The sequence below is a fragment of the Collinsella aerofaciens genome (assembly GCF_005844325.1).
In the GTDB taxonomy this organism is placed as follows: Bacteria; Actinomycetota; Coriobacteriia; order Coriobacteriales; family Coriobacteriaceae; genus Collinsella; species Collinsella aerofaciens_G.
In genome coordinates this window covers 14,760-38,071 of sequence record NZ_SPFY01000012.1, presented here as the reverse complement: position 1 = coordinate 38,071, position 23,312 = coordinate 14,760, and the positions used below count along the sequence as shown (strand labels likewise).

General features: G+C 56.8%; 17 protein-coding genes and 1 pseudogene. 7 read left to right on the top strand and 11 right to left on the bottom strand.

Annotated elements, in window-relative coordinates:
• Positions 1-48 precede the first annotated feature (48 nt).
• The 5 genes from FGQ61_RS05300 to FGQ61_RS05280 form a co-directional block, all read right to left on the bottom strand.
• Entirely contained in the window at positions 49-1,248 is a 1,200-nt protein-coding gene (locus FGQ61_RS05300) for an MFS transporter (RefSeq protein WP_138374809.1), read from the bottom strand.
• A gap of 103 nt (positions 1,249-1,351) precedes the next feature.
• Entirely contained in the window at positions 1,352-1,861 is a 510-nt protein-coding gene (locus FGQ61_RS05295) for a DUF3284 domain-containing protein (RefSeq protein WP_117746369.1), read from the bottom strand.
• 135 nt (positions 1,862-1,996) lie between these two features.
• Positions 1,997-5,620: a UvrD-helicase domain-containing protein gene (locus FGQ61_RS05290; RefSeq protein WP_138374808.1), complete on the bottom strand. Its 3,624-nt coding sequence runs from the start codon at positions 5,618-5,620 to the stop codon at positions 1,997-1,999.
• Between the two features lie 3 nt (positions 5,621-5,623).
• Positions 5,624-8,722 (bottom strand): PD-(D/E)XK nuclease family protein, encoded by a 3,099-nt coding sequence (locus tag FGQ61_RS05285; RefSeq protein WP_138374807.1) that lies wholly within the window; start codon positions 8,720-8,722, stop codon positions 5,624-5,626.
• 221 nt (positions 8,723-8,943) lie between these two features.
• Positions 8,944-9,243 (bottom strand): YerC/YecD family TrpR-related protein, encoded by a 300-nt coding sequence (locus FGQ61_RS05280; RefSeq protein WP_006235366.1) that lies wholly within the window; start codon positions 9,241-9,243, stop codon positions 8,944-8,946.
• Positions 9,244-9,568: 325 nt separating this feature from the next.
• On the opposite strand from FGQ61_RS05280, the gene FGQ61_RS05275 reads away from it, so the two are divergent.
• On the top strand, positions 9,569-9,934 hold the full coding sequence (locus FGQ61_RS05275) for a phage holin family protein (protein ID WP_022094856.1): 366 nt from the start codon (positions 9,569-9,571) through the stop codon (positions 9,932-9,934).
• Between the two features lie 138 nt (positions 9,935-10,072).
• Here FGQ61_RS05275 and FGQ61_RS05270 read toward each other — a convergent pair whose 3' ends face one another.
• Positions 10,073-10,501, bottom strand: a complete 429-nt coding sequence (locus tag FGQ61_RS05270) for an RrF2 family transcriptional regulator (RefSeq protein ID WP_022094857.1) — start codon at positions 10,499-10,501, stop codon at positions 10,073-10,075.
• A gap of 253 nt (positions 10,502-10,754) precedes the next feature.
• On the opposite strand from FGQ61_RS05270, the gene cysK reads away from it, so the two are divergent.
• The gene (cysK, locus tag FGQ61_RS05265; protein ID WP_138374806.1) at positions 10,755-11,693 is read left to right on the top strand and encodes a cysteine synthase A; all 939 of its coding nucleotides are present in this window, start codon (positions 10,755-10,757) and stop codon (positions 11,691-11,693) included.
• Positions 11,694-11,871: 178 nt separating this feature from the next.
• Positions 11,872-12,975: pseudogene (gene mnmA, locus FGQ61_RS05260) on the top strand (tRNA 2-thiouridine(34) synthase MnmA); the annotation flags it as partial.
• An 8-nt stretch (positions 12,976-12,983) separates the two neighbouring features.
• On the opposite strand, the gene FGQ61_RS05255 reads toward mnmA, so the two are convergent.
• The 3 genes from FGQ61_RS05255 to fucO all read right to left on the bottom strand — a co-directional run bounded on the left by FGQ61_RS05255 (position 12,984) and on the right by fucO (position 16,949).
• Positions 12,984-14,357 (bottom strand): HipA domain-containing protein, encoded by a 1,374-nt coding sequence (locus FGQ61_RS05255; protein WP_138374804.1) that lies wholly within the window; start codon positions 14,355-14,357, stop codon positions 12,984-12,986.
• Between the two features lie 138 nt (positions 14,358-14,495).
• On the bottom strand, positions 14,496-15,515 hold the full coding sequence (locus FGQ61_RS05250) for a M42 family metallopeptidase (RefSeq protein WP_138374823.1): 1,020 nt from the start codon (positions 15,513-15,515) through the stop codon (positions 14,496-14,498).
• A 267-nt stretch (positions 15,516-15,782) separates the two neighbouring features.
• Positions 15,783-16,949 (bottom strand): lactaldehyde reductase, encoded by a 1,167-nt coding sequence (gene fucO / locus FGQ61_RS05245; protein ID WP_022094861.1) that lies wholly within the window; start codon positions 16,947-16,949, stop codon positions 15,783-15,785.
• Positions 16,950-17,296: 347 nt separating this feature from the next.
• Between fucO and FGQ61_RS05240 the strand changes: the two genes are divergently transcribed.
• From FGQ61_RS05240 to FGQ61_RS05225, 4 genes are all read left to right on the top strand, one after another.
• Positions 17,297-18,697 (top strand): radical SAM protein, encoded by a 1,401-nt coding sequence (locus tag FGQ61_RS05240; RefSeq protein ID WP_171021517.1) that lies wholly within the window; start codon positions 17,297-17,299, stop codon positions 18,695-18,697.
• 5 nt (positions 18,698-18,702) lie between these two features.
• Entirely contained in the window at positions 18,703-19,716 is a 1,014-nt protein-coding gene (locus FGQ61_RS05235; protein WP_138374802.1) for a hypothetical protein, read from the top strand.
• A complete protein-coding gene (locus tag FGQ61_RS05230; protein ID WP_138374801.1) occupies positions 19,713-20,027 on the top strand; it encodes a hypothetical protein in 315 nt (104 codons plus the stop codon). Before FGQ61_RS05235 ends, FGQ61_RS05230 begins: the two co-directional genes overlap by 4 nt.
• A 140-nt stretch (positions 20,028-20,167) precedes the next feature.
• Positions 20,168-20,704: an LURP-one-related/scramblase family protein gene (locus FGQ61_RS05225; RefSeq protein ID WP_138374800.1), complete on the top strand. Its 537-nt coding sequence runs from the start codon at positions 20,168-20,170 to the stop codon at positions 20,702-20,704.
• Positions 20,705-20,738: 34 nt separating this feature from the next.
• Here the strand turns inward: FGQ61_RS05225 and FGQ61_RS05220 are convergent, their stop codons facing one another.
• Positions 20,739-22,343: an ATP-binding cassette domain-containing protein gene (locus FGQ61_RS05220; protein ID WP_138374799.1), complete on the bottom strand. Its 1,605-nt coding sequence runs from the start codon at positions 22,341-22,343 to the stop codon at positions 20,739-20,741.
• A 205-nt stretch (positions 22,344-22,548) separates the two neighbouring features.
• Entirely contained in the window at positions 22,549-23,265 is a 717-nt protein-coding gene (locus FGQ61_RS05215) for a YoaK family protein (protein ID WP_055310199.1), read from the bottom strand.
• Between the last annotated feature and the right edge of the window lie 47 nt (positions 23,266-23,312).

Genomic DNA, 23,312 nt, shown 5'->3' with positions numbered 1-23,312 from the left:
TGTCCATCAAGAAGGCTCGACGCTTCGGATAGCTCGTCAATCGATATATCAATTCTTGGAGACCTGTATTCCAACCATTTTTAATGAAACAACGGCGGTAATTGCTATCGCGATTGCACCAATAATACCGAGCGCTATCTGAATGGGATATAACCCCAACACATGTCCAAATATGGAGAAAAACACTGCAGAAAAGAGAGCCCTTACCAGAGACGCGACGGAAAGGATCGTCGCGCGGAGATCGTCCGCTATCGCGTCTTGGATTAAGTTTTCCGAAGTGATGTACACCACTTCTGGGAGAAAACAAAGCACCATGCTAAGGCCAAACAAACACAGCGGATTTGAAGCGAACCACGGAAGAATCATGAAAAGGCCAGCCTCGATTAGCATCGAGCCGAGCATGGTATTTCTTTTCCCGAAACGCAATGAGAAGAAATCTGCTGCAATGTAGGCCGTCGCATTTACTGCATAGGATGCACCGAAAAAGATTCCTATTATGGAGACGGGAGCATCAAATGCGTCGAATACCAACTGATTCAAGTTGTAATAACTCCCATAGAATCCATCGAGCATGCTTGTGCCGATTAGAAGAAGCAATACCGCAAAAGCGGATTCTCCAACACGCCAGGTTTCGCGTCTGAACATCTTGGCCGCGTCAAATCTTCCCTTTTCAGAGCTTTCAGAACGGGTCGCTTCCGTCCTCTCAATGGGATACAGAAGGAAAAGCTGCAGGAGATAGAAAACAGAGACACATACGTAGAGGGCGCTCCAAGATACTTGGGCAATGAAAGATCCGAGCACAATCGCCATTCCCGTAGCGATTGATTGCGCGGCAAGCAGCCGAGCGTTGATGGTGAGGAAACGCTCTCCTTGACCGGCATTCCGGGCAATTTCATATAAAAGTGCTTGTTCGGATCCCGATTGAAGGGAGTAGGCGAGTGCCTCAACAAGGGAAAGCACGACAAGAAAGGGACCTGAGAGCAACAGCATGCCAGCCGTATGGAAGAAAAGCAGCAGCACGCCCACTTGAATCGAAAACTTCTTTCCAAAGAAATCGCCTATCAGCCCTGTTGGCAGCTCGAGGACGACCGTTGCAATGTTAAACAGGGCTTGATAAAGCGCGATTTCCGTGACAGACATTCCTTTCTCCGCAAGGAAAAGTAGAAACACTCCCCGATTTAAAACAAATCCCGCGAGAACGAAAAAGGCGGAATAGATGTGCAGCTGCGCAGCGGCATTCTTATTCATTTGGCACTTCCATCAACTACTTTTGTCGGGCCGCTCGCTACTGACTCGAAGCCTGAAGTGTTCACAGTTGATGTGAAGAGCGGTAAAACTTTTGCACAGGGTATCAATGGAATACATCCGAAGCGTTTTCGGCAGTATCATCGGCGAAGGCGGGATTAGCCTTTACGCGGCGCTCACCCTCGATATATTTGACGATTTGATCAATCGTCTGGTTGGCGTGGCTCTTGAGCTTGCGCTCATAGAAGAAGAGGCCGAGCTTGCCGCGCGTGCCAGACGTGTTGCCACCCACACCCTGAAAATCCTCGGTATAGGTGAGCTCGCAGACACCATCGCCAGCAGGTGCAGCCTCATAGCGCATAGTATTGATGCCCGCCGCATACTGAAAACGGACCTCATAGAGACACGGGTAGTCAAAGTGCTTGATTTTAACCTTGATCGCCATGCCCTTGGCCTTGCCTTTTGCGGACTGGGCGCGCTTCTCGTACTTATAGCCGTTGAGCTTGTTGCGGCTGGGACGCTTGCCCGTGGCGTTCTCGATATCCTGCATGATGGACCCCGCCAGAGCGTCAAAAAGCTCCTCCGGCGTCACCTTAAGCGTTTTGGTGAGCTGCATGATGGCTCCTTATTCGTTTGAACCGTTCGAGCCATTGTACCGCCCCAGGCTCTCCCATGCGTTGCGGTGAAATGCGGACTGTTTGGCGGCTTTTTTGGCCAAAACAGTCCGTATTCCACCGCAAGTTATTGAGGGCTAGCGGCTGTAGGTGACCACCTGAGGCTCGCACGGGTTGGCGAGGTCGACTTGCTCCACGCGGACGAACTTGACGGTCACGGCCTCAAAGTCCGCCTTGTGCAACACGTCGGCGTAGACGCGCGCCTGCAGGGCGTGCTTCTCCTGCAGCTGTTCTGGCGTCTCGTCCGGTGTGCCGCCCGTCTTGTAGTCGATTACCAGCGCGCGTGACGAATCCGCCGGGTTCGTCGCCAAAGCGTCGATGGCGCCTTCGGCATATGCACCGTAGCGGGCGATGTCCTCGTCCTCGCAGCCCAGCGAAAAGAACGGCACCTCGGCGCGAACGCACGGCCACGCGAGCAGGTCGGCACGAACAGCCGACTTGAGCCAGCGGTCCAGGGCAACGTCAAAGCGTTCGCGCTGCTCCGGCGTCAGGCACCACAGGCGCGCCAGCGCATCGGCACGCGCGGCGGGCAGCGCATCGGCACCCATCTCGATCAGCCACTGGCAGGCGGCATGGAACGCCGAGCCCAGCGCCATGGGGTTGCCGGCGGGCTCAACGGCGGCCACGTCTGCATCCGTCATCTCGGAACCATCCGACTCCGCATCATCGCCAGCCTCGTCCATGGGCACGCGTGCCTCGGCGGCACGGTCCTCGGACTCGGCATGCAGCGCCGCGGCAATTGACGAGTAGCTGTACGAATCGCGCGCCGGATACGGGCAGATGCCCATTCGCACGCCCACCGCCTGGGGATACACGAGCTCAAACGCATCGGGCTCAGGGTCGGCAGGACCGGGAACGGCGGCGCGGGCATCTGCACCGGCGCCCTCCGGCTCCGCATCGCCGCGGACAAGCCTGCCCTCGGCATCCAGCGAAGCGTTGGCCTCAAACGCCTGCTCGCCAAAGGTAAAGTCCGCGAGCGAAATGAGCTCGTAGTCGCCCGGCTTGGAGTTGTCGAACGTCAAACGATCACTATCGAGCTGTGGCATGTCCAGAGCGTCGGTCGGCAAAATACGGCGCAGCACGTCGTAGGTCAGATCGGTCTCGACGTCGAAGGTCGGCGCCGTCACCTTGCCACGGCTCACGCCGGCATCCATCGCCAAGATCACCAGCTCGCGCGCACGCGTCATGGCGACATAGAGCAAACGAGCCCGCTCTTCGAGCGAAAGCTGCAGGTCGTCGTTGCGCAGGCGAGCAAATGCCTCAGCGGGAGAACCCGTCGCGCAGACGTCCTCCATGAGCTCCGGCGGCAGCCATAGCGACGTGCCCTTGCCCTTAAACGCATGCTCAAACTGCTTTTTAACGTCGTCGCCCTTCACAAAGGTTCCGTCGGCGAGCTTAACGCCGTCGAAGCGTGCAGGCAGTGCCACAACCTGCGCCCCGCCCTCGACACGCCCCATCTGAGCCGCACCGGACGATTTGCGCACGCCAAAGCACTCGGCGACCGCCACGACCGGATATTCCAGGCCCTTGGATGCGTGCACCGTCATGATGCGCACCGCGCCGTCGCCCTCCTCGTTGAGGGCACCCGGGGCTTCCTTGCCCGCTAGGAAGCGATCGAAGGCAAGCGCGATGGAACGCGGCGAGTTGCCGAACTCGGCCTCCGCCTCGGCCACAGCGTCGAGCGCCTTGAGCACGTTGGCGGCAATGGCCTTGCCCTCGGGACCACGCTGTGCCAGACGCACAAACCAGCCGGAGGCGTTGACCACGTCGCGCGCGATGGCTGCGAACGAATCGCGGCCCACGCGACGAAGCGCACACCGCAGTACCTCGCGGGCGCGCGTCACGAGCGGCAGGTCTTGCAGGCCCGGCACATCGGAATCGCTCATGATGCCCACGTCGATATTCCTGCGCGAGGTCTCCCCCGTCTGCTCGTCGAGCTTGGTCGCCAGCGCTAGGAACTCCTGGGCGCCGAGCGCAAACATCGGCGAGGCCAGCAGCGGCATAAGGCCCTGCGCCGTATCGGCCGGATTGGCGAGCGCACAAACCAGGGCGCGCACCGTCTGCACCTCGGCGGCTTGGGCAAAGACCGAGCCGCCCGCGATGACGCAGTCGAGCCCCTGGTCGCGGAAGGCCTGTGCGTAGACGTCTGCGTTGGTCATGCGGCCCAGCAGCAGCACCATGCCGCCCTGGGGCTGGCCGGCATCGGCAAGCGCGCGGAATCGCTCCGCGATTGCACGGGCCTTGGCCTGTGTGCGCTCCTGCGTGCTGCCGCCGGCAACAAAGAGGGCCTGGCGACGCGAGGCATCTGCCACCAGCGTGTCCTTGCGGCCGTCGCTCGCCTCAAGATCCAAAAAGCCCTGCATCAGGCCGCCGTCATCGCCGTCGAAGACGCGTGCCACGTAACGCAGTACCTCGTCGTGACTGCGGAAGTTGCGCACGAGTTTGACGAGCTCGCCAGCAGGGGCGTCGGTCACGGCAGTCGCCTCGGGCGCGGCAGACGAGCCCACCTTGCGCTCCTGGCGGCGGAAGACCTCGACCTCGGCGCCGCGGAAACGATAGATCGACTGCTGTGCATCGCCCACGGTACACAGCGCGCGCTCCCCCGCACCCGTCAGGTAGCGGATCAGATCGACCTGCATCTGGTCGGTATCCTGGAACTCGTCGATCATGACCATCTTAAAGCGGCCCTCGTATGCCGCTCGGATGGCCGGGTAATCGCGCAGGGCCTCGTAGGCCATACACAGCAGGTCGTTGTTGTCGAGGGCAGACTGGCCGGCCTTCAGCGCGCGATACTCAGCCTCTACAGAGCGGGCCAAGCCCACCAGCGCATCGAGTGCCGGACCACCGCAAGCCAGCACGATATTGATAAATGCATCGGCGGCCTCGGCCTTGAGCAGCTCGACCTGCTCCTTAGGAAATGCCTTGCTCGCCCGTGGCATGGTGCACGACATCATGAGTCGCGCCGCATCGGCCATGGTCTTGCCGCTCGCCTCGAACGCATCGATGGCGTCGAGTGCCACCTGTGCCTTCTCGGTCGCGGCCTTGCTCGCACCCAGTGCTGCGCGATATGCATCGGCAAGCGCCGAGGTGTCGGCCTGTCCGCGCGCCACATGCACGTCGTCCATGCCGCCCGGCAGCTGGCTCGAGAGCTCCAGCAGCTCGCGCACCAGACCCTTGATGGTGGTGCCGGCACCAAACGGCCCGCCCTCGCCCGCCATGGGATACCAGGCGTAAAGGGCCTTGAGCGAAGCGGCGAGCTCGGGGGCGGCATCGGGCGCCGTCGCGCGGGCCAGCACATGCTCAACAGCCTGGTCCATGAGCTCGTCGGTATCGGTGAGCACCGTGAACTCGGGATCGATGCCCAGCTCCAACGCGTGTGCGCGCAGGATACGCGAGCACATGCCGTGAATGGTCGAGATCCACGCGTCGTCGACGGTCAGCGCTTCCTCGTCCATGCCCTCGTCGATGAGCGCGCGGCGCACGCGGTCACGGATCTCGGCCGCGGCGTCTTTGGTAAAGGTAATGGCGAGCACCTGGTCCAGATGCTCAACGAACGGACCGGATTCGGGCGAGAGCGCGTAGACGATGCGGCGCGTGAGGGTAAAGGTCTTGCCCGAACCGGCGCCCGCCGAGACAAACAGCGGACGGTCGAGCGTTTTGACGATCTGCAGCTGTTGCGGCATCAAAGTCGAAAGATCCATGGTCTACACGTCCCTCCTTACAAACGTTCCTTCGTGGTTATACGAGCAGCGCGCATGCGCGGCCTGAGCCGACGTCGGGTCGACGGCGGCAACGTTGCCTGCCTCGAGCTCGCGCAGGCGCTCGGCGATGCCGGCCTCCACGCGATCGAGCAGGGCGTCGAAGTCCATGTTGCCACCCTCGCCGGGGAAACCTTTCTTAAGGCCCGGGATGCGACCGTCGCCGCGCTCTTCCTCGAGCAGCTCGGCGCTCGCGGCGCCGCGCAGCGCCGGCTTGCCGCCCTTGGTCGAAAAGTAGAGCGCCGCGCGGGTGTCCAAATCCAGCGCCCGGCGCATGGCCTGAGCATAGATGAGCGTTTGGGTATGTGGCGGCAACCAGCGCGGGTCGTCGATGGGCGCCGCGCCCGATTCCTCGTCGCGCACCGTAGGGTCGGCGAGCTTAAACTCCTCAACGCCCGTGCGATGCTTGTAGTCGATCACCACGGCACGATTCTCGGCGTCCACGTCCACGCGGTCGATGCGCCCGCCAAGCGGCCAACCGGCATACTCAACCTTGAGCTCGTTAAAGGCGAACTCCAGGTAGCGCGGGGCAAAGGGGGCAAGTGCCTCGGACTCGTAGGCAAGCACACCCTCCAGCTGCGGCAAGATCTCGGCCACCTGGCGCTCCTCCACCGCAGAAAGCGGCACCAGCGGGCCCTCCGTGCCGCGCTTGCCGGCGTGCTCGGCCAACGTCTCGTCAAAGACCTCGCGCAACAGCCCCTGAGCGCGCGGCAGATTCTCGGGCGTCACGCGCTCCATGCCCTCCTGGGGCAGGCGGGCATGCAGATGCTCCAGCACATCGTGGACAAAGTTGCCCTTCTCCATGTTGCCAAAGCCCGCGTCGATGGACTGGGGCTTCACGCGATACGACACGAACCAGCACAGCGGACACGTCGAGTACGCCTCGATCTGCGAGGCGGACGTCAGACGCGGCACGAGCGGCGCGTTCTCGCCCTCGCCATCGCGGCGACGCAGGACCAGGTACGGCACGGCCGCCTCACTCAAATGCTGAGGAGCCTCGCACGCGACGCGCTTGCGCCCGATGCCCTCGCCGGCTGCAGGGTCAAAATCGGCGACGATACCGCCCTCGCCCACGCACGCAACCTTGACGGCGCCAGTGGCCTCGGCGTGCGCCCGCAGCTCGGTCCACACGGCAGCCGGGTAGCACTCGCGCGCCTGGCGATCGTGGGTCACGCGGGCGAGCGCAACGGGGCCGCGTGCCGCCTGCATCGCGCGGCCAAAGCGCACGCGCAGCAGGGCCGCGGGCTCAAGCGTCACGCCGCTGCGCCCCAGCTCGGCCGTCAGCGTGGCCAGCGGGCCCTCCTCATGCGAGAGCGGATAACTGTCCAAGTCGACGTCGGCAAACAGCACGGCATCGTAGCTGTCGGGGCGCAGGGCTGCCGCATCGGCAAGCGACGTAAAGCGCACCTGGGCGCGCGGCGCGCGGTCGACCTCGTAGGTCTCGTAATCGTATGCGGTGCTGCGCGTGTCCACCTTGGTACGAACGTCGTCGAGCACGGGCACGGTCGCGGCCTGCGACACGTCGAGCGCGCGAGCATCGTTCATAAGGATGTCGATGGCATGTCGCAGCAGGGCGGTCTCCGCCTGGCGACGAGCCTGACCGTCAAGGCCTCCAAGGGCGCGATCGGGCAACGCCTCGGCGACGGCGAGCATTGCCTTGAGCGCCGTCACGGGTTTGTCGCGCCACAGCGCTTGGAACACGTCCGAGACCACGCACGGCACGTTCTTAAACCAGTTATCATCACTGGCGGCCTTGCGCGTGCCCCTGACCTGGCCCTGCACGCTCTGCAGCAGGCTCTTGACGGCCGCGGTGGTCTTGCCGCGCGACAGGCGCATGTTCTTGTCGAAGGTGCGCGCGCTGGCGGCGTCGGCACCCGAAAGCGGACTGTAAATCCAGTCGGTAAGCTCCGGCGCGGGCCACCACTCGGTCTTGGAGGCGGTGCCCTCGTCGGCGGCCTTCATGCGCTCGATCAGATTGGCGAGCGCCGTGAACTGCCCGCCCGCGATGGATTGGGAAAACGCCGTGAACTCGGTTGTCTCGGCCGCAATGTGACGCGCCGCCAAACGGGCAGCGAGTTCACCGAACAGCTGGGGCGCCCGGGCAGACACCACGAGCACGCGCACGGGGTCCGCGGACGCCGCGACACCGCCGTCGACCGCGGCGTCCTCACACGTTTTTACCAGCTCATCGATTGCACCCACATAGGCGTGGGCGCGGGCGTGAGGGCCGGCAACCTCTACAAAGGTAGGCTGAGTGGCGGGCTTGGAGGCAGTCTGGGGCGCAGCGGCACCCTCCCCCAGCGGCGCAGCCTCAAACATCACACCGCGGGCATCAAAGGCGGCGGCAAGCTCCTCGCGCATCGCCGTCTGCTCGCGGGCAAGCAGCACAACGACCTCTCCCCCGTTATTCGCCACGGCAGACAGCAGCTCGAGCAAGCCGTGCGTAAACGTTGTGATGCCGCGCACACATACCGCGCGGGCGCACGCCGGAAGGTTGTCGGCCAGCACCTCGGCCATAAGGTCAGCCGCCTCGCAGGGCTCGACCATGTCTCGACGGTCCAAGCCGCTCGCATAGGCACTCAACAGCTCGAACACGCGAGCCTCGGCGTCGCTCTTGGGATCGTACCGGCAAACGTCGCCGCAGCAGCGCTCGGCACCCGTTCCCGCTACGCCCGGCAGCACATCGCGGGCCATGCGCGCGAGCATGCGCACCGTGCCCTGACTGCGCGAAAGCGGCTGCAGGTCGGTATCGCCGCGACGGGCGATCATGTCCGAGAACAGCATCTGGCGCTGCATGTTGTCGACGAAGCTGCGGCCATCGCCCATAAGCTCCCACAGCGAACGAAGCCACGACGCGGGGGTTTTGTAGTCAACGCCCAGCGAGGCGCCAGCAACCGCAGCATCGTGACGGCACACGTCGAGCTCGGCAAACGAGGGCGCCAGCAAAACGGCACGCCCGTGGCGGGCAACCAGGTCGGCGAGCAACGCCGCCTCGGCATCGCTCAAGTCCGTCCCGGTATTGGTGGTATAGATTCGAACAGGCATGGTCCTCCACTCAAACCGTTCGCAATAATCAATGCATCCATCCTACCCGCCCGCGCGGACAGATTTGCCCCACGCCAACAGATTTGATCCCTTGGGGACGGAGGAAAACGGATCACCGAGGGGGTCAGTCTAACCCGGTGACCTGTTTTCCTCCGTCCCCGAGAGATCAAAAAACCGCCCCCGAAGGGACGGTTCTGCGCAATTCGTTTGTTGCCGCCGGCCTACTCGCCATCCTCCAGTTTGATGAGGATCTTGCGATAGCCACCGTACTCGCCATTAAGCGCCTTGGACACGCGGCTCACCGTGGTGGACGAAGCGCCGGTGCGGGCCTGAACCTCAACATAGGGCTCGCCCTCATCCAGATAACGCGCGACCTGTAGGCGCTGAGAAAGATCGCAGATCTCGCGCGGTGTGCAGATATCGGTTAAAAACGCCTGGATATCGTTCTCGTCGTCCAAAAGACTAAATGCGTGGACCAGCTGCTTGACATCAGGCTTGTCAAACATGTTCTCGATATTCATCGATCACCGCCAAACCCGCCATAAGGCATCGAAGTTGATACTGACATCGGGCATCGTTCGCCCGTAAATATGCAATAAAACTATGCATGGGCCATTTGCCCGTAGCAGTGTAGCACACCACCAAACTAAAGTGACAAGACTCTCTGTCAGCGGCACGTTTTTCAGGACGAACGCCGTTTAGAAACCGAATGCGCACGTAAGCTCCACGAATATTTGAGACAATGGGCGCCCAAACACCGCGGCGCGCCCGCGCAACCATCCAAGTCGCCGCCGCAAGCCGCTTCACGCGACGCCAGCAACCCCGGCGCAAGAAAGGATTCACGCCATGCGCTTTATGCTTAACTGGCTCTTCACCTCGATCGCCATCGCGATTGCCACGTTCCTCGTCCCCGGTATCCAACCCTTCGGCTTTGCCGAGGCCTGGGTCTGCTTTGCCTTTGTGGGACTGTTCCTCAACATCGTAGATTCGTTCGTCAAACCGTTCCTCACGGTCATCTCGCTGCCGCTCACAATCATTACGCTCGGCATTTTCCAGCTCGTGCTCAACAGCTTTATGCTGGAGCTCGCCAGCTACCTGTCGGTCAACCTGTTGGGCGTCGGCATCTCCATCGCCGGCTTTGGCTCGGCCTTTATGGGCAGCATCCTAGTGTCCATCATGCGCAGCATCCTCGATAGTATTGCCGAAGAGTAGAACACCCCCGATACACAGACGCATCGAACCAAATCAAAGGCCGCCCATCGCAAAAAATGGGCGGCCTTCTTATTTGCCAAGTCTCAGAGGGCAAGAAAATCTACCATTTCCACCCCGTCCCCACATGGCAGGCGTGGGTTAGATGACATAGTCGTAGCCATGGTTGGGAGCGACAAGTTGATCGAGCGTCACACCGTCGAGGTAGTCGTTGATGAGCTTGTCCAGGTTCTTCCACACGTCGAGCGTGGGGCACTCATCAGATCGCGAGCAACCCTTGCAGTCGCCATCCAGGCAGGCGACCGGCGCCAGGCTGCCCTCGGTCAGGCGCAGGATCTCGCCCACCGTGTACTGCTCGGGCGGACGCGTGAGCACATAACCGCCGCCCTTGCCGCGCATGCCCGAGAGCATATTGGCGCGCACGAGCGTAGCCAAGATGTTCTCGAGATATTTCTCGGAAATCCCCTGTCGCGCCGCGATCTCTTTGAGCGGGATGCGACCAGCCGCCTGGTGCTCGGCCAGGTCAACCATAACGCGCAGGGCGTACCTGCCCTTAGTAGAAACCAACATATATAGTGCTGCCTTTCGGTCTTTTAGTCCGTTGAAATTCTAGCCGAAAAATCGGCTTTGGAAATACCCGTTCCGGTCAAGATGGTTAATCGACTCGTAATAATCTTCTATTTCCTATTGCATTACTAGGCTTTAGTGTCTACTATGCTTGCCAACAGCTAAACGAACAACCTATAAGGTTTATGGGTTTAGCTGCTAGACACGCCGTAAAACCACACGGCAACCAGCAACTTGAACACTTTGGAGGTTCACCATGAGCAAGGTTTACACGTCCATCGATCAGCTTATCGGCCACACCCCGCTTCTGGAGCTCACTCACTTTGAGGCCGACGAGGACCTCAAGGCTCGCGTGCTCGTCAAACTGGAATACTTCAACCCCGCCGGATCCGTTAAAGACCGCGTCGCCAAGAACATGATTGACGAGGCCGAGAAGGCAGGCAAGCTCGTGCGCGGCGGCGACTACACAATCATCGAGCCCACGAGCGGCAACACCGGCGTCGGCATCGCCTCTGTGGCCGCCGCCCGCGGCTACAAGGTGATCATCACCATGCCCGAGACCATGTCCGTCGAGCGCCGCAAGCTGATGCAGGCATACGGTGCGCAGCTTGTGCTCACCGACGGCTCCAAGGGTATGAAGGGCGCTATCGCCAAGGCCGAGGAGCTGCAGAAGGAGACTCCCAACAGCATCATCGCCGGCCAGTTTGTGAACCCCGCCAACCCGGCCATTCACAAGGCCACGACCGGCCCCGAGATCTGGGACGACACCGACGGCCAGGTCGACATTTTCGTCGCCGGCGTTGGCACCGGCGGTACCGTGACCGGCGTGGGCGAATTCCTCAAGGAGCAGAACCCCGAGATTCAGGTCGTCGCCGTTGAGCCCGCCACCTCACCGGTGCTCTCTAAGGGCCAGGCCGGCCCGCACAAGATCCAGGGCATCGGTGCCGGCTTTGTGCCCGACGTCCTCGACACCCAGGTCTACGACGAGATCATCCCCGTCGAGAACGACGACGCCTTTGCCACCGGCCGCGCCGTGGGCCACAAGGAGGGCGTGCTCGTGGGCATTTCGTCCGGTGCCGCCGTGTGGGCCGCACTGCAACTGGCCAAGCGCCCCGAGAACGAGGGCAAGACCATCGTGGCCCTGCTTGCCGACACCGGCGAGCGCTACCTGTCCACGGCGCTCTTCCAGGACTAAGGGCCCGTCACTTGTCGATAGGCCCAAGGCACGCCGGTCTACCCTCTCTTCTGGCCGCCTGAGCCCATCTCGTTAGGGTGTCCCACACGACGCCCGAACTTGCTACAATGTCTGCGGCGCGGAACCAGCCTCCCGCGCCGCTTTTCTTTTTTGGCCACATGCCACCAAGGAGAACCTCCCCATGCACAACAAGCGCGTGCTCGTCGCCATGAGCGGCGGCGTCGATTCCAGCGTGACCGCGTACCTGCTCAAAAGCCAGGGCTACGAATGCGTCGGTGCCACCATGCGCCTCACCTGCCCCGCACCCGACCCCGCCACGGGCATGAGTAAGGTCGGCCGCGACATCGCCGACGCGAAGGCGGTCGCCGAGCGTCTGGGGATACCCCATCATGTGCTCGACCTGCAGCAGACCTTCGACCGCAGTGTTATCGAGCGCTTTGTGAACGCCTACCAGGAGGGGCTGACGCCCAACCCGTGCATTATCTGCAACCGCCACATTAAGTTTGGCGCACTGCTCGATGCGGCGCTGGACATGGGCTGCGACTACATCGCAACGGGACATTACGCCAAAACAAGCCAGGCGGCAGACGGCACCTGGCAGCTACATCGCGGCGAGGACCCCAAAAAGGACCAAAGCTACTTTTTGTATTCACTTACGCAGGAGCGCCTGGCGCACACGATCTTTCCGCTGGCTGGCCTGGACAAAGAGCGCGACGTGCGCCGCATAGCCGCCGAGCAGGGCTTTACCAACGCCCAGAAGGCCGAAAGCGAGGACATCTGCTTTATCGCGGACGGTGACTACGCAGGCTATATCGAGCGCCGCTGCGGACATGCCGCTGCACCGGGCGACATTGTGTGGCGCGACGGCAGCGTGGTCGGGCACCACAACGGCGCGCTGCGCTATACCATCGGCCAGCGCAAGGGCCTGGGCGTCGCGATGGCGCATCCCGTGTATGTGACGGGCGTCGACGCCGCCAACAACACCGTGCATCTGGGTGAGGCCGAGGACCTGACCGCCGCTGCCCTCACGGCCGATGAGTGGATCTGGAGCGCGCCGGACGCACGCATGGAGGCGGAGCTCGACGCCGGCGGCATTCGCGTAGGTGCCAAGTACCGCTACCGTCAAAAGGACCAGGCAGCGACCCTTACGCGTGACGCCGACGGACAAATGCTGCTAACTTTTGACGAGCCGCAACGAGCCATCGCCCCCGGCCAAGCCGTCGTCGTCTATCGCGGCGACATCGTCCTGGGTGGCGGTACGGTGACCGGCGCACTTAAGTAGCCGCAGGTTTATCGCTGCACGTGTCGAAGCACCTCAACAGCGGCACTAACCTCGATTACGCGACGCTCGAGGCCGCGGCAAATGGCCTCGAGTCGACCCTCCGCCGTCGCCCATTCGCTCTGCGAAAGAATCTCGATCGCCTCATCAACAAATCCGTTGAGCCGCGATGGATCGAACCAATCGAGCGAGTCCGCAAGCGCCAGCTGGACGGAAGAGTCGGGCCCAAACGGCTTAGTGGAAAACCCAAACTCCCCAGCTGCGAGCACGGCAGTTGGTACGTTGTACCACAGGCAGTTGCCGCTATCGAACAGCGGAGCAGGCCTTATCTCCAGGGTGTCAACATTGCGGATGATGCCGAAGTTTCGCCAATGGCGGTCGCTGTTGGCCAAAAGGGCATCGCAGACAATCATCTGCGACATAGACCTTCTCACAGCAGCCTCATCGACACCATGCTTACCAAGGAAGCGGCAGTACCGGTCGTATGTCGAGTTTCCCCGCTGGCTACCAAGTGCGCCTTTAACGTAAACAGCCGGAACGTATTCCTCGCGGCCGTCAAGAAAGTCGTCGCACAGACACACAGGGCCATCGAACATCCGCTCAACCGTATAAGGAACAAACTCGCCCTCCGACAGCAAGCGACGATGTAGAGCCGTTGCAACCGCCTCGTTAAAGGGCCGTTGGTCGTCCATGCCGCACCCCTTGACCAGAACGCGAACACCGTTGCGAATCATCCACGATTTAGGGAGCTCGCCCTCGGACGTGTTGTCCGGATTTTTAAGACCGATGCCTTCCAGCCAACCCGAACGCCCCTCGGGCGCCGATCGCTCAAAATCATTCTCGAAGTAATTGAGGTTTTGCCATTTGAGTTCGTCGCAATCGGCCGGCCGCAGCCAATAACAATCCGAAAGCGATAGGCCCAGGCACCGAACCGGAACCTCGATGCCACTGGCAATTCCCAGTTCACGATAGCGCGAGACGAGTCCAGGGCGGACGTCAGGCACCGACCGATGGCTCCACCACACGTTGAGCTCCCGTTTATTCACCGTAGGAGAAGAGCTCGAGCACGTGCCAAACGGCATCCTCCGCGCATCGAGTACCTCGGCGATTTCGAAGGGAAACTCACGCGTCGGATCAAATGAGACACGCGCAACCTCGTAATCGGCGGACATCAGCGTAAACTTGCGCCCCACATCGGCCGCAGGACGGCGTCCACGTTTGCGGACCTTTTGATAAGCGACCGCGGAATTGTACTCGACCATCTTCCGTCCGCCCACAATATCGCACGCGAGCGTTCCCGATGCGGCAAGTTGAGATATGCGGGCTTTCGTAACGCCCAGCAGACGGGCAGCATCACCCATAGACAAGTACTCAGACGTATCCATACACCGCATCACCTCGTTAAGTAATTTAAACGTTTAGTTAATAGATTACATACATCATGATACTAAACGACCCAAAGCGAAAAAAGGCCCGAGAAATCGGGCCTTAGCGATTGGTCAGCCGAGTCGCAAGCTACTCCCCTAGCGCTGAACGTAGGCGCGAACCAGCTCGTAGGTATTGCGCACGCCGTCGATGTGGCTGCGCTCGTAGTTGTGGCTCGCGTACACGCCGGGGCCGATCAGACCATGGCGAATGTCGTAGCCGGCCGAGAGCGTGGCCTCGACGTCGGAGCCATAGTGCGGGTACACATCGATGGCGTAATCGAGCTCCAGCTCGCGCGCGATGTTAGACAGCGTGGTTACCAGGTCGTAGTTGTACGGACCGCCCGAATCCTTGGCGCAAATCGAAACCATGCGCTCGGTGCAGCCCAGGTCGTCACCCACGCAGCCCATGTCCACGCTGATCATCTCGCGCGTGTCGGCCGGCACAAAGGCACCGCCGTGGCCGACCTCCTCGTACACCGTAAAGAGCAACGAAACCTTGCGCGAAAGCGTCACCTCGCCTTCGGCGACGGCGCGGGCCAAACCCAGCAGAATCGACGCGGACAGCTTATCGTCAAGGAAGCGACTCTTGATGTAGCCGCTCTCCGTCACCGTGGTGCGCGGATCCATAGCGATGATGTCGCCGGTTTGAATACCCAGCTCGAGCACATCGTCCTTGCTGTCAACGTTCTCGTCGAGCAGGATTTCCATGTTCTTCTCGATGGTCTTGACCGGCTCATCGGCCACGTGCGCCGAAGGCTCGGTATTGAGGACCACGCCCGTGTAGACATTGCCGTCGCGCGTATAAACGGTGCAGTTCTCGCCATCGGCCGTAGACCACTGATGCCCGCCGAGAGTCGTGGGGCGCAGGCGACCATTGTCCTTAATGGAGCGCACCATGGCGCCCAGGGTATCGACATGGCTCGCCAACACGAGCGGCTCACCCTCACCACCAAGCTCAACGAGCACATTGCCCTTATTGGAGCGCTCGGGCCCAAAGCCCATATCGCGCAACGTCTCCATCAGATAATCAGTCGCCGCACGGGTATAGCCCGTAGGCGAAGCGATAGAAGTCAGCGCCTTCAACTGGTCAGTAATATAGGAGAGCGTAGAATCCATCTTGGACACCAAAGTCACCCTTTCATATCGAATTAAACCCACAGCAACGATACCACCGCGAACCATCTTTTTACCTAGCGAGATGACCCATTGAGTTCTTCAGAACTGCGCCCGCCACGATAACGAGCCGGCGGGCCCCCTGCCCGTTAGCCCCACAATCTTTCCGCAGGACGGAGGAAGCCCCCGCCGCACGAAGTGCGCAGCGGGGGCTTCCGACATGTCCGAGGACGATTGTGGGGCTAACGGGCAGGGGCCCGCCGAACCAAGTTAGGCAGCCGGGCAGATCTTCTTGAAGAGCTCGATGACGTCGTCGAGCGTCGCCTCGCGCGGGTTGCCCGGGAAGCAGGCGTCGGCCATGGCGTCCTTGGCCAGGACCTCGATCTCGTCAGCCTTCATGGCCTCGCAGACGTGCGGGATGTTCACGTCGGCAGAGAGCTGCTTGACGGCGGCGATGGCGGCGTCGGCAGCCTCGTCGGTGCTCATGCCCGTGGTGTCAACGCCCATGGCGACGGCGACCTTGGCCAGGCGCTCGGCGCAAACCGGCTTGTTGAACTCCATGGCGATCGGCAGCAGCATGGCGCAGGCGACGCCGTGCGGGGTGTCGTAGTGAGCGGACAGGGTGTGAGCCATGGCGTGGTCGATGCCCAGGCCAACGTTGGAGAAGCCCATGCCGGCGACATACTGGCCAAGAGCCATGCCCTCGCGGCCGGAGCCGGGCTGACCGGACTTGGCCTCGGCGACGGAGTCGCGCAGGTTCTCGCTGATCAGCTTGATAGCCTCAAAGTGGAACATGTCGGAAAGCTCCCAAGCGCCCTTGGTGGTGTAGCCCTCGATGGCGTGGGTCAGAGCGTCCATGCCAGTGGAAGCGGTCAGACCGGCGGGCATGGAAGCCATCATGTCGGGGTCGACGACGGCGACCTCGGGGGCGTCGTTGGTGTCGACACACACGAACTTGCGGACCTTCTCGGGGTCGGTGATGACGTAGTTGATGGTCACCTCGGCAGCGGTACCGGCGGTCGTCGGCACGGCGATGGTGAACACGGCGTGGTTCTTAGTCGGAGCAACGCCCTCGAGGCTGCGGACGTCGGCGAACTCGGGGTTGTTGATGATAATGCCGATGGCCTTAGCGGTGTCCATGGAGGAGCCGCCACCGATGGTCACGATAGCGTCAGCTTCGGCGGCCTTGAAGGCCTCGACGCCGTCCTTGACGTTCTGGATCGTGGGGTTGGGCTTAATCTCGGAGTAGAGGCTCCAAGCGATGCCGGCAGCGTCGAGCTCGTCGGTTACCTTAGCGGTAACGCCAAACTTGACCAGATCGGGGTCGGAGCAGACGAAAATCTTCTTGTAGCCGCGACGCTGGAGCTCGCCGGGGATCTCCTTGATGGCGCCGGAACCATGATAAGAGATGGTATTGAGAACGAAACGATTAGCCATTGATAGCCTCCCATCGTGTGCGGGGCACCCATTACGCCCCACGCTATGAGTCCCATCCTAACGCTTTTGAAACGAAAAACACGTGAGAACGTCAAATTAGTTAAAGCGTTTCAACATGATAACGGAGTCCTAGACCTTCCCTCCCGACAGCAGCGAAGGCTAGATTATAGAAGCAATCGCCCAAAGGATACGACCACTCAGTCTATAAATTGTTTCTGTTTTAGCAATATATGTTTGACAATACGTTTATAAATGGTTACCTTATAGTAAACATCTTAGTTCACTAAAATAACATTAGTGAAATGAAAAAGGCGGTAGAGATGTTAGTTCTACCCATAAAGACCCTCTTGGGCCACTACATTTATGATGCCAATCGAAACGAGATACTTGCAGTAAGCAAAGATCTCTTCAATTACATCTCAGAAGTCCAAGCAGGCGAAGTTTGCCCCGACTCCTATAAATCAGACCAAGAATTCCAGTTACTACAATCATGTGGCTACTGCTGCGATTCGCCATTGCAGGATGTCGCTTATCCATCAATTGACCTTTTGAAAGTTAAGCTGGAAAGAAATTTACGGATGATAACCCTTCAGCTGACTCAATCTTGCAACTTCCGATGTGATTACTGTATCTATTCCGAAAACTCCTTATACAACAGAACCCACAGTCATAACTCTATGTCTGTTTCGACGGCCAAACATGCAATCGAATTCTTTAAGATGCACTCGATTGACAACCCAAACCCGGTCGTAGCATTTTATGGAGGAGAACCTCTCCTTCGATTTAGTGAAATTAAGCTAATTACTCAATATGCAGAACAGGAATTTGAAGGAAAACACATCTCATTTCGAATTACAACCAATTGCTCTCTTTTATCTGAAGATATGGTTAAATTCTTCTTCGATTCTGGACATGAATTCTATTTGCTAATCAGTCTTGACGGGCCGCAGCAAATCCATGATAAGTCTAGGCATTACGCTAATGGTGAGTCCTCATACCAAGCAGTTATAGACAATGTTCATATGATTTTAGACAACCATCCTGAACGCAACAAATATATTCATTTTAATGCCGTAGTCGACACGAACAACATCTATAAAACAGTCTCTTCCTTTATAAATGATAAGGATATCGAGGCTTGCGATGTTCAATTCAACTACTTGGAACGCAACGGACGTATCGCCCCCTACAATGACAAGTTCTCAAGTCAACTGAATTACGCCTTATTTAAAGCAAGAATTATGGACGAGCGCAAGATCGAAAAAGGAAACTGTAGCGATAGGCTCGCTTCATATACGCTTGCAAGCATCAACCAAAACATTAAGCGATTTGCACCTTCGAACATCCCAACAAAAGCTATACCCGGTGGTCCATGCGAGCCAGGAGTTACGCGTCTATTTGTGACAACAGCAGGAGCGCTTCTTCCTTGCGAAAGGGTCAGCGAAACAACCAAGGACATGTATATCGGTACATTGGATTCAGGATTTGATTTAGGTCAAATTGAAAAGATGATCAATGTTTCAAAGCTGACCAGCGATTCATGTAAAAAATGTTGGGCATTTCAGCTGTGCACTCAATGCATTAAAAGCGCAGATTGCAAAGGAGTAATTAGCCCTGATTACAAACGAACAGCATGCGACAACTCAAAACGAATTGCCTTTGATCGACTTAATCAGAAAATACTTCGCTTTGAGCTTCATAGACACGAAGTGTCCATTACAACGGCTCTTAAAAGGAACAAGCGATAATAATCATGAAGACAATTGGACTTATATCTTTCACGGGAGCTGACTATCCTCTTCTAATTGGATTGCTAGGAGTTGGCTACAATATTCGGGTATCAACACCATGCGGCATTCTGCCGGACGGCGTAGATGTTGCCAACCTTGTTAATTGCAAAGAAATTGGCATAAGAAATCGAATTAACTATGTAACGACAATCGATGAATCAGACCTGGTTGTCGTTTTATCGACGAAAGAAAGCGCCACAGGACTCATAGAATTTAGTAAACACGCTGAAACCTATGCACATTCTGTAAATAAGAAGGTTGTCAGTCAACTCGCCACTGAACAAATTGAGTCTAGCAAAAGCGACATGCAGGAATTAGCCCTGATACCAAAAATTGTTGTCGGGAATCTATATACACCCGCCGATTCAACAATTACGTTTAGTAGCATCGTTAGCGAGATGAGAAAGCACCATCCCAATCTATGCGCTTTGAGCTTCAATCCTTTAAATGAAATCTGGGGCTGCAACACCCTTAGTTTTGATGGTGGCCAATCCGCCGTCATCAAAATGAATGAGCAGATCAACATCATCATTGAGAATGATAAATCCGACCTAGCTCTATTAGAAACGCCCAATGTGCTTATGAAATACGACGACCACATTTACGGAGATTACGGATTAGGATCGATTGCTGCATGTCGAGCTTTCTGCCCTGACTTGGCCATTATCAATATCCCATACACGATAGCCGACTACGACATAATGCTTGGACTCATGCCCATAATTGAAACGCTAACGCAAGCAGAGAAAGTTCAATTTGAAATTACAAACGAAGTACTTGACGCCACTGAAGGGTTGGAGACGCATAGGTTTCAAATAAGCTATTCATCTAGCGATAAAGCAATTCAAGCAGCAAGAGAACTTCGACTAAGAGGAATGCCCTGTTTCTCAGCCAGCTTAGATCCAGAAGAATCATTACTATGCTGCAAAACAATCGAGAACGAGTTGTTTGATTTCGATATTGGGGTGCTGAAATGACAGCATATCGTAAAGATGAAACCATCTACGCAGAAATCGAAAAAGCGATAAACAATATTAGAGATTTGGATTTGACTCAATTTGACCAAAATCTAAGAAATCAGCAATTGACCGACCCGCCATTCAACTTGTCCTCATCAGATTTAGTTCGACTGCTTATTTATCTTGAAAGCAGGTTTTCTGTTTACGTTGAGTACTCGTCGATTGAAAACCTAGGGTTCAACAGTGTTGAGGAGGTGAAGAAGGTAATAGAACAGTCAGAAACAATCGAACAATGGGAGGCAGATCATGAGAAGTATTCGTCCATTTAACATGCATGCAGTAAATAGCGTCATTCATTTTGTTAGAAATTGCCCATGCGGTTATTGCAGCTGCATGTACTGCAACATACTGCGCAATTCTCCGCACGAAGCAGAAGTCGGTTCCAATTCGATCGAGGCGATGACGCGTGGTGGCTACTGGTCCTAAATCGAGCAAGACGGTTACAAACGAATATCGAATCTCAATTGAAGGTAACCCTTATCCGCATGCTCTAGCTCTCATCAACCCAGCCGGAGACAACCTCAATATCAAAAGACATGGGTTCACGGGTCCACTAGGACAGCTATTGAGTCTAAAATATACCGTTTATGACGATGCAAATGAAAAACTCTTTACTGTCGTCGACGGTGGTTTTAGTAACATGCCCAGGGTTGCGCTCATCATCGAACACAAGGAAGTTGCGGTGTTCGATTATGGCCTAAACAGACTTGAGATGAAGTGCGTAACGAACATACCGAATTACACAATAAAAGGTAACTTCCTATTTGGGGATTACGACATATTCAGCCAACGGGAAGTGAAGCTATCTTCAGTTATCGTCCTTCAATGTGATAAACAATCGTGCTTTAGCATACAGGTTTTGGATAAAGCCGAATTAGCCGCCGCAATTGGAATACCCACAGCCATTGCCCTTCTGAGGGCTCGGATTGAAGAGCATCTCGAATAAATCGCAAAAAGCAGTTCGTAGCAACGTTCAGGAGCTAGATAGTTTTTTCTGGCTCCTGAAACTGTATTACATAGTCCGCAAATTGTTCGAAACCATGTCCATGATCCGCAATGATGACGATTCGCTCTTTCATCTCCTGCGCAACAACCACCTTCAAAAAGGATATCGAAGCATTATCTAAATTGTTGCAAGGCTCATCCAAAATAACAATAGAATAACTGCTCAGAAAGGCCCTACAAAGTAATAGAGAAGCCAGTTCTCCGCCAGACAAATTGTGTCCCCTAGCTCCAATGATGGGATTTGATTCAAATAATTTATCGAGGCTAAAACCCCTCAAAAGATAGATGAGTTTTTCAGAGTCAATATCTACAAGACCATAGTAAAGAGCCTTCCTGAAAGTTCCCCCCATTATCAAATGTCTTTGCGGCATAGTTGCGCAGGGTAGCTGGATTAAAGTCGAACCATCGAAAATGACAGTAGACTCATTAACACACAGTCTGCCAGCAACTGGAGACAATAATCCATTCAATACTTCCAGAAATGAAGATTTACCGCATGCATTAGGGCCGCTTACTAAAACCAGACAAGGTGCCTGTATCGTGCAATCTGGAATTGTTATCCTCTCATTAGTTTCGTTCGACGAAAACGAGAGACTGATTCCTTTCCAACTAATTCGATCAGCGTGATCGAAGCATATCAAATTAGGTTTTTCAGCTTCCAAAAGACGACGTAATTCCAAGACACGGTGCAACGATCTAAACGACGGCTGAAGCTGAGCCCAACAATTCAGAACAAGAGGAAAAGGAGAATAGCATAGAAGTACAAGTTGATAACTCTGCACTGCAATCCCGACCGTCAGCCCGCGCTTTAACACAAGGAAAATAAGCAGCAGAACTGAAAGCAAGCCAGTAATGATGTTGCCAGCGTCAACTATTTCAGTTGCCAATCTCGCAAAGACGCTCTCCTCAACTCGAGAGTTCCTGCAGGCTTTAAGCATCTTTTTATAGTGAAGTAATTCCAAGTTAATTGAACGAGAAATACGAATGTAAAGTCGACAATTTATTAGCTGGGCTAAATAAGCAGAACCCCTCGCCTGGGCCTCCAATGCCTTTTCGCTCTTAGTCGATAGCTTACTAAGAGCGAACGGATATAGAAGCGAAATAAACAATGCCGAAACACAAACAGGAATCAAAAGCAACATAGAGATATTAGATAGCGCCACAAACGATACCAAACCCGTCACTAGGCACGGAAGAAACGCAGTTGTAAATATTCCAATCATCGGCTGTAGGTTCCCGGCCTCTTCAATGCGCGATAACAGGTAGTCACTGTCTTTTGCTAAAACTAAGGGCCGCTCTAAAGCATGGCGGGCAAGCAATCTATAGAAGCAGTTAGCACCATCGGAAGCCAATTGCTCCGCATATTTTGATCTGAACAGATTTGTCACCAGCTCAACTGAGAGCAATACTAGCAGGCCTAACCCAATGCATAAAACGTTGCGATAATTAGAGCGAAGCAGGCCATAGTCTATTATCAACGATTCAGCTTTAACAACAGACAGCTCCACCAGGGCAGATAAAATGCAGAGCGCCATCAACTTGATTACTGTCGTCTTATTTTGAATAAAAAGCTCTGGCATATGTCCATCCCCTCAACTAATAATTATAGCTAGAAAGATGACATTTTTATTCTATAGCCTTAAGCAGCACGCTTTGCTGACGTCAAATCTTGTCATTACAAACATGCACCTTAGGCTTAAGACTCAAAAAAGGGCGGCTGAGATGGCCGTCCCCTCCCCATTATCGATCTATCTGACAAAGGGACAGCCCCTTTGCCGCATTCGGTTACTTTCGGCAGCCCTCTTTCCAAGCCTCGGCCGCAACCTTCCAGCGTAAGCGCAAGTCGCGCTCGCGGTCGATGAACATGATGGCAAACGCGACAAACAGCAGCAAGCTCGCCACGACGATGGCGTGCAGGCCCATGCGCTCAATACACCAGTTGCCCAACACAGCGCCAAACACAAAGGTAAAGATCACGCCAAAGTACAGCAGGCCGTTTTCCAAAAAGCCGCGCCTGTGGGTGATGATGTAATCGTCCACGTTTTGCAGCGCGTTGCGCAAGTTGCCGATGCACATGGTCGTAGCGATGCCGTGACCGTGGATCTTGCGGAAGCTCTCGACCTGCATGCCGCAGGCAAACGAGGTGAGGCAGTTGGCGAGCAGGTTGAAATTGCCGCCCGGGATAAAGCTCACGCCCAGTAAGATGACGGCTTCAAAGAACACCGTCACCTGACGCCAGTGGATCACGCTGCCAAACCGCTCGTGTACCAGATCGGCAAGCATAATACCCACGGCAAACGACACCACAGGGAAGAAGTAGCGCCCCGCAAGTGCCCAGTTGCCCTCCGAGATGCTCACGCCCACGAGCAGGATGTTGCCTGTCTGCGCGTTGGCGAAAACATGGTCGCGCCCAATGTACGAATACACGTCCATAAAGCCACCGGCGAGCGCCAAGATGATGCCCAGCTCAATAGACTCCGATATCTGTTTGGCACGCTGCATCGTCGTGCATCCTCCTTGTTGACGACTCTCTCGTGCGTTGGCGGAAA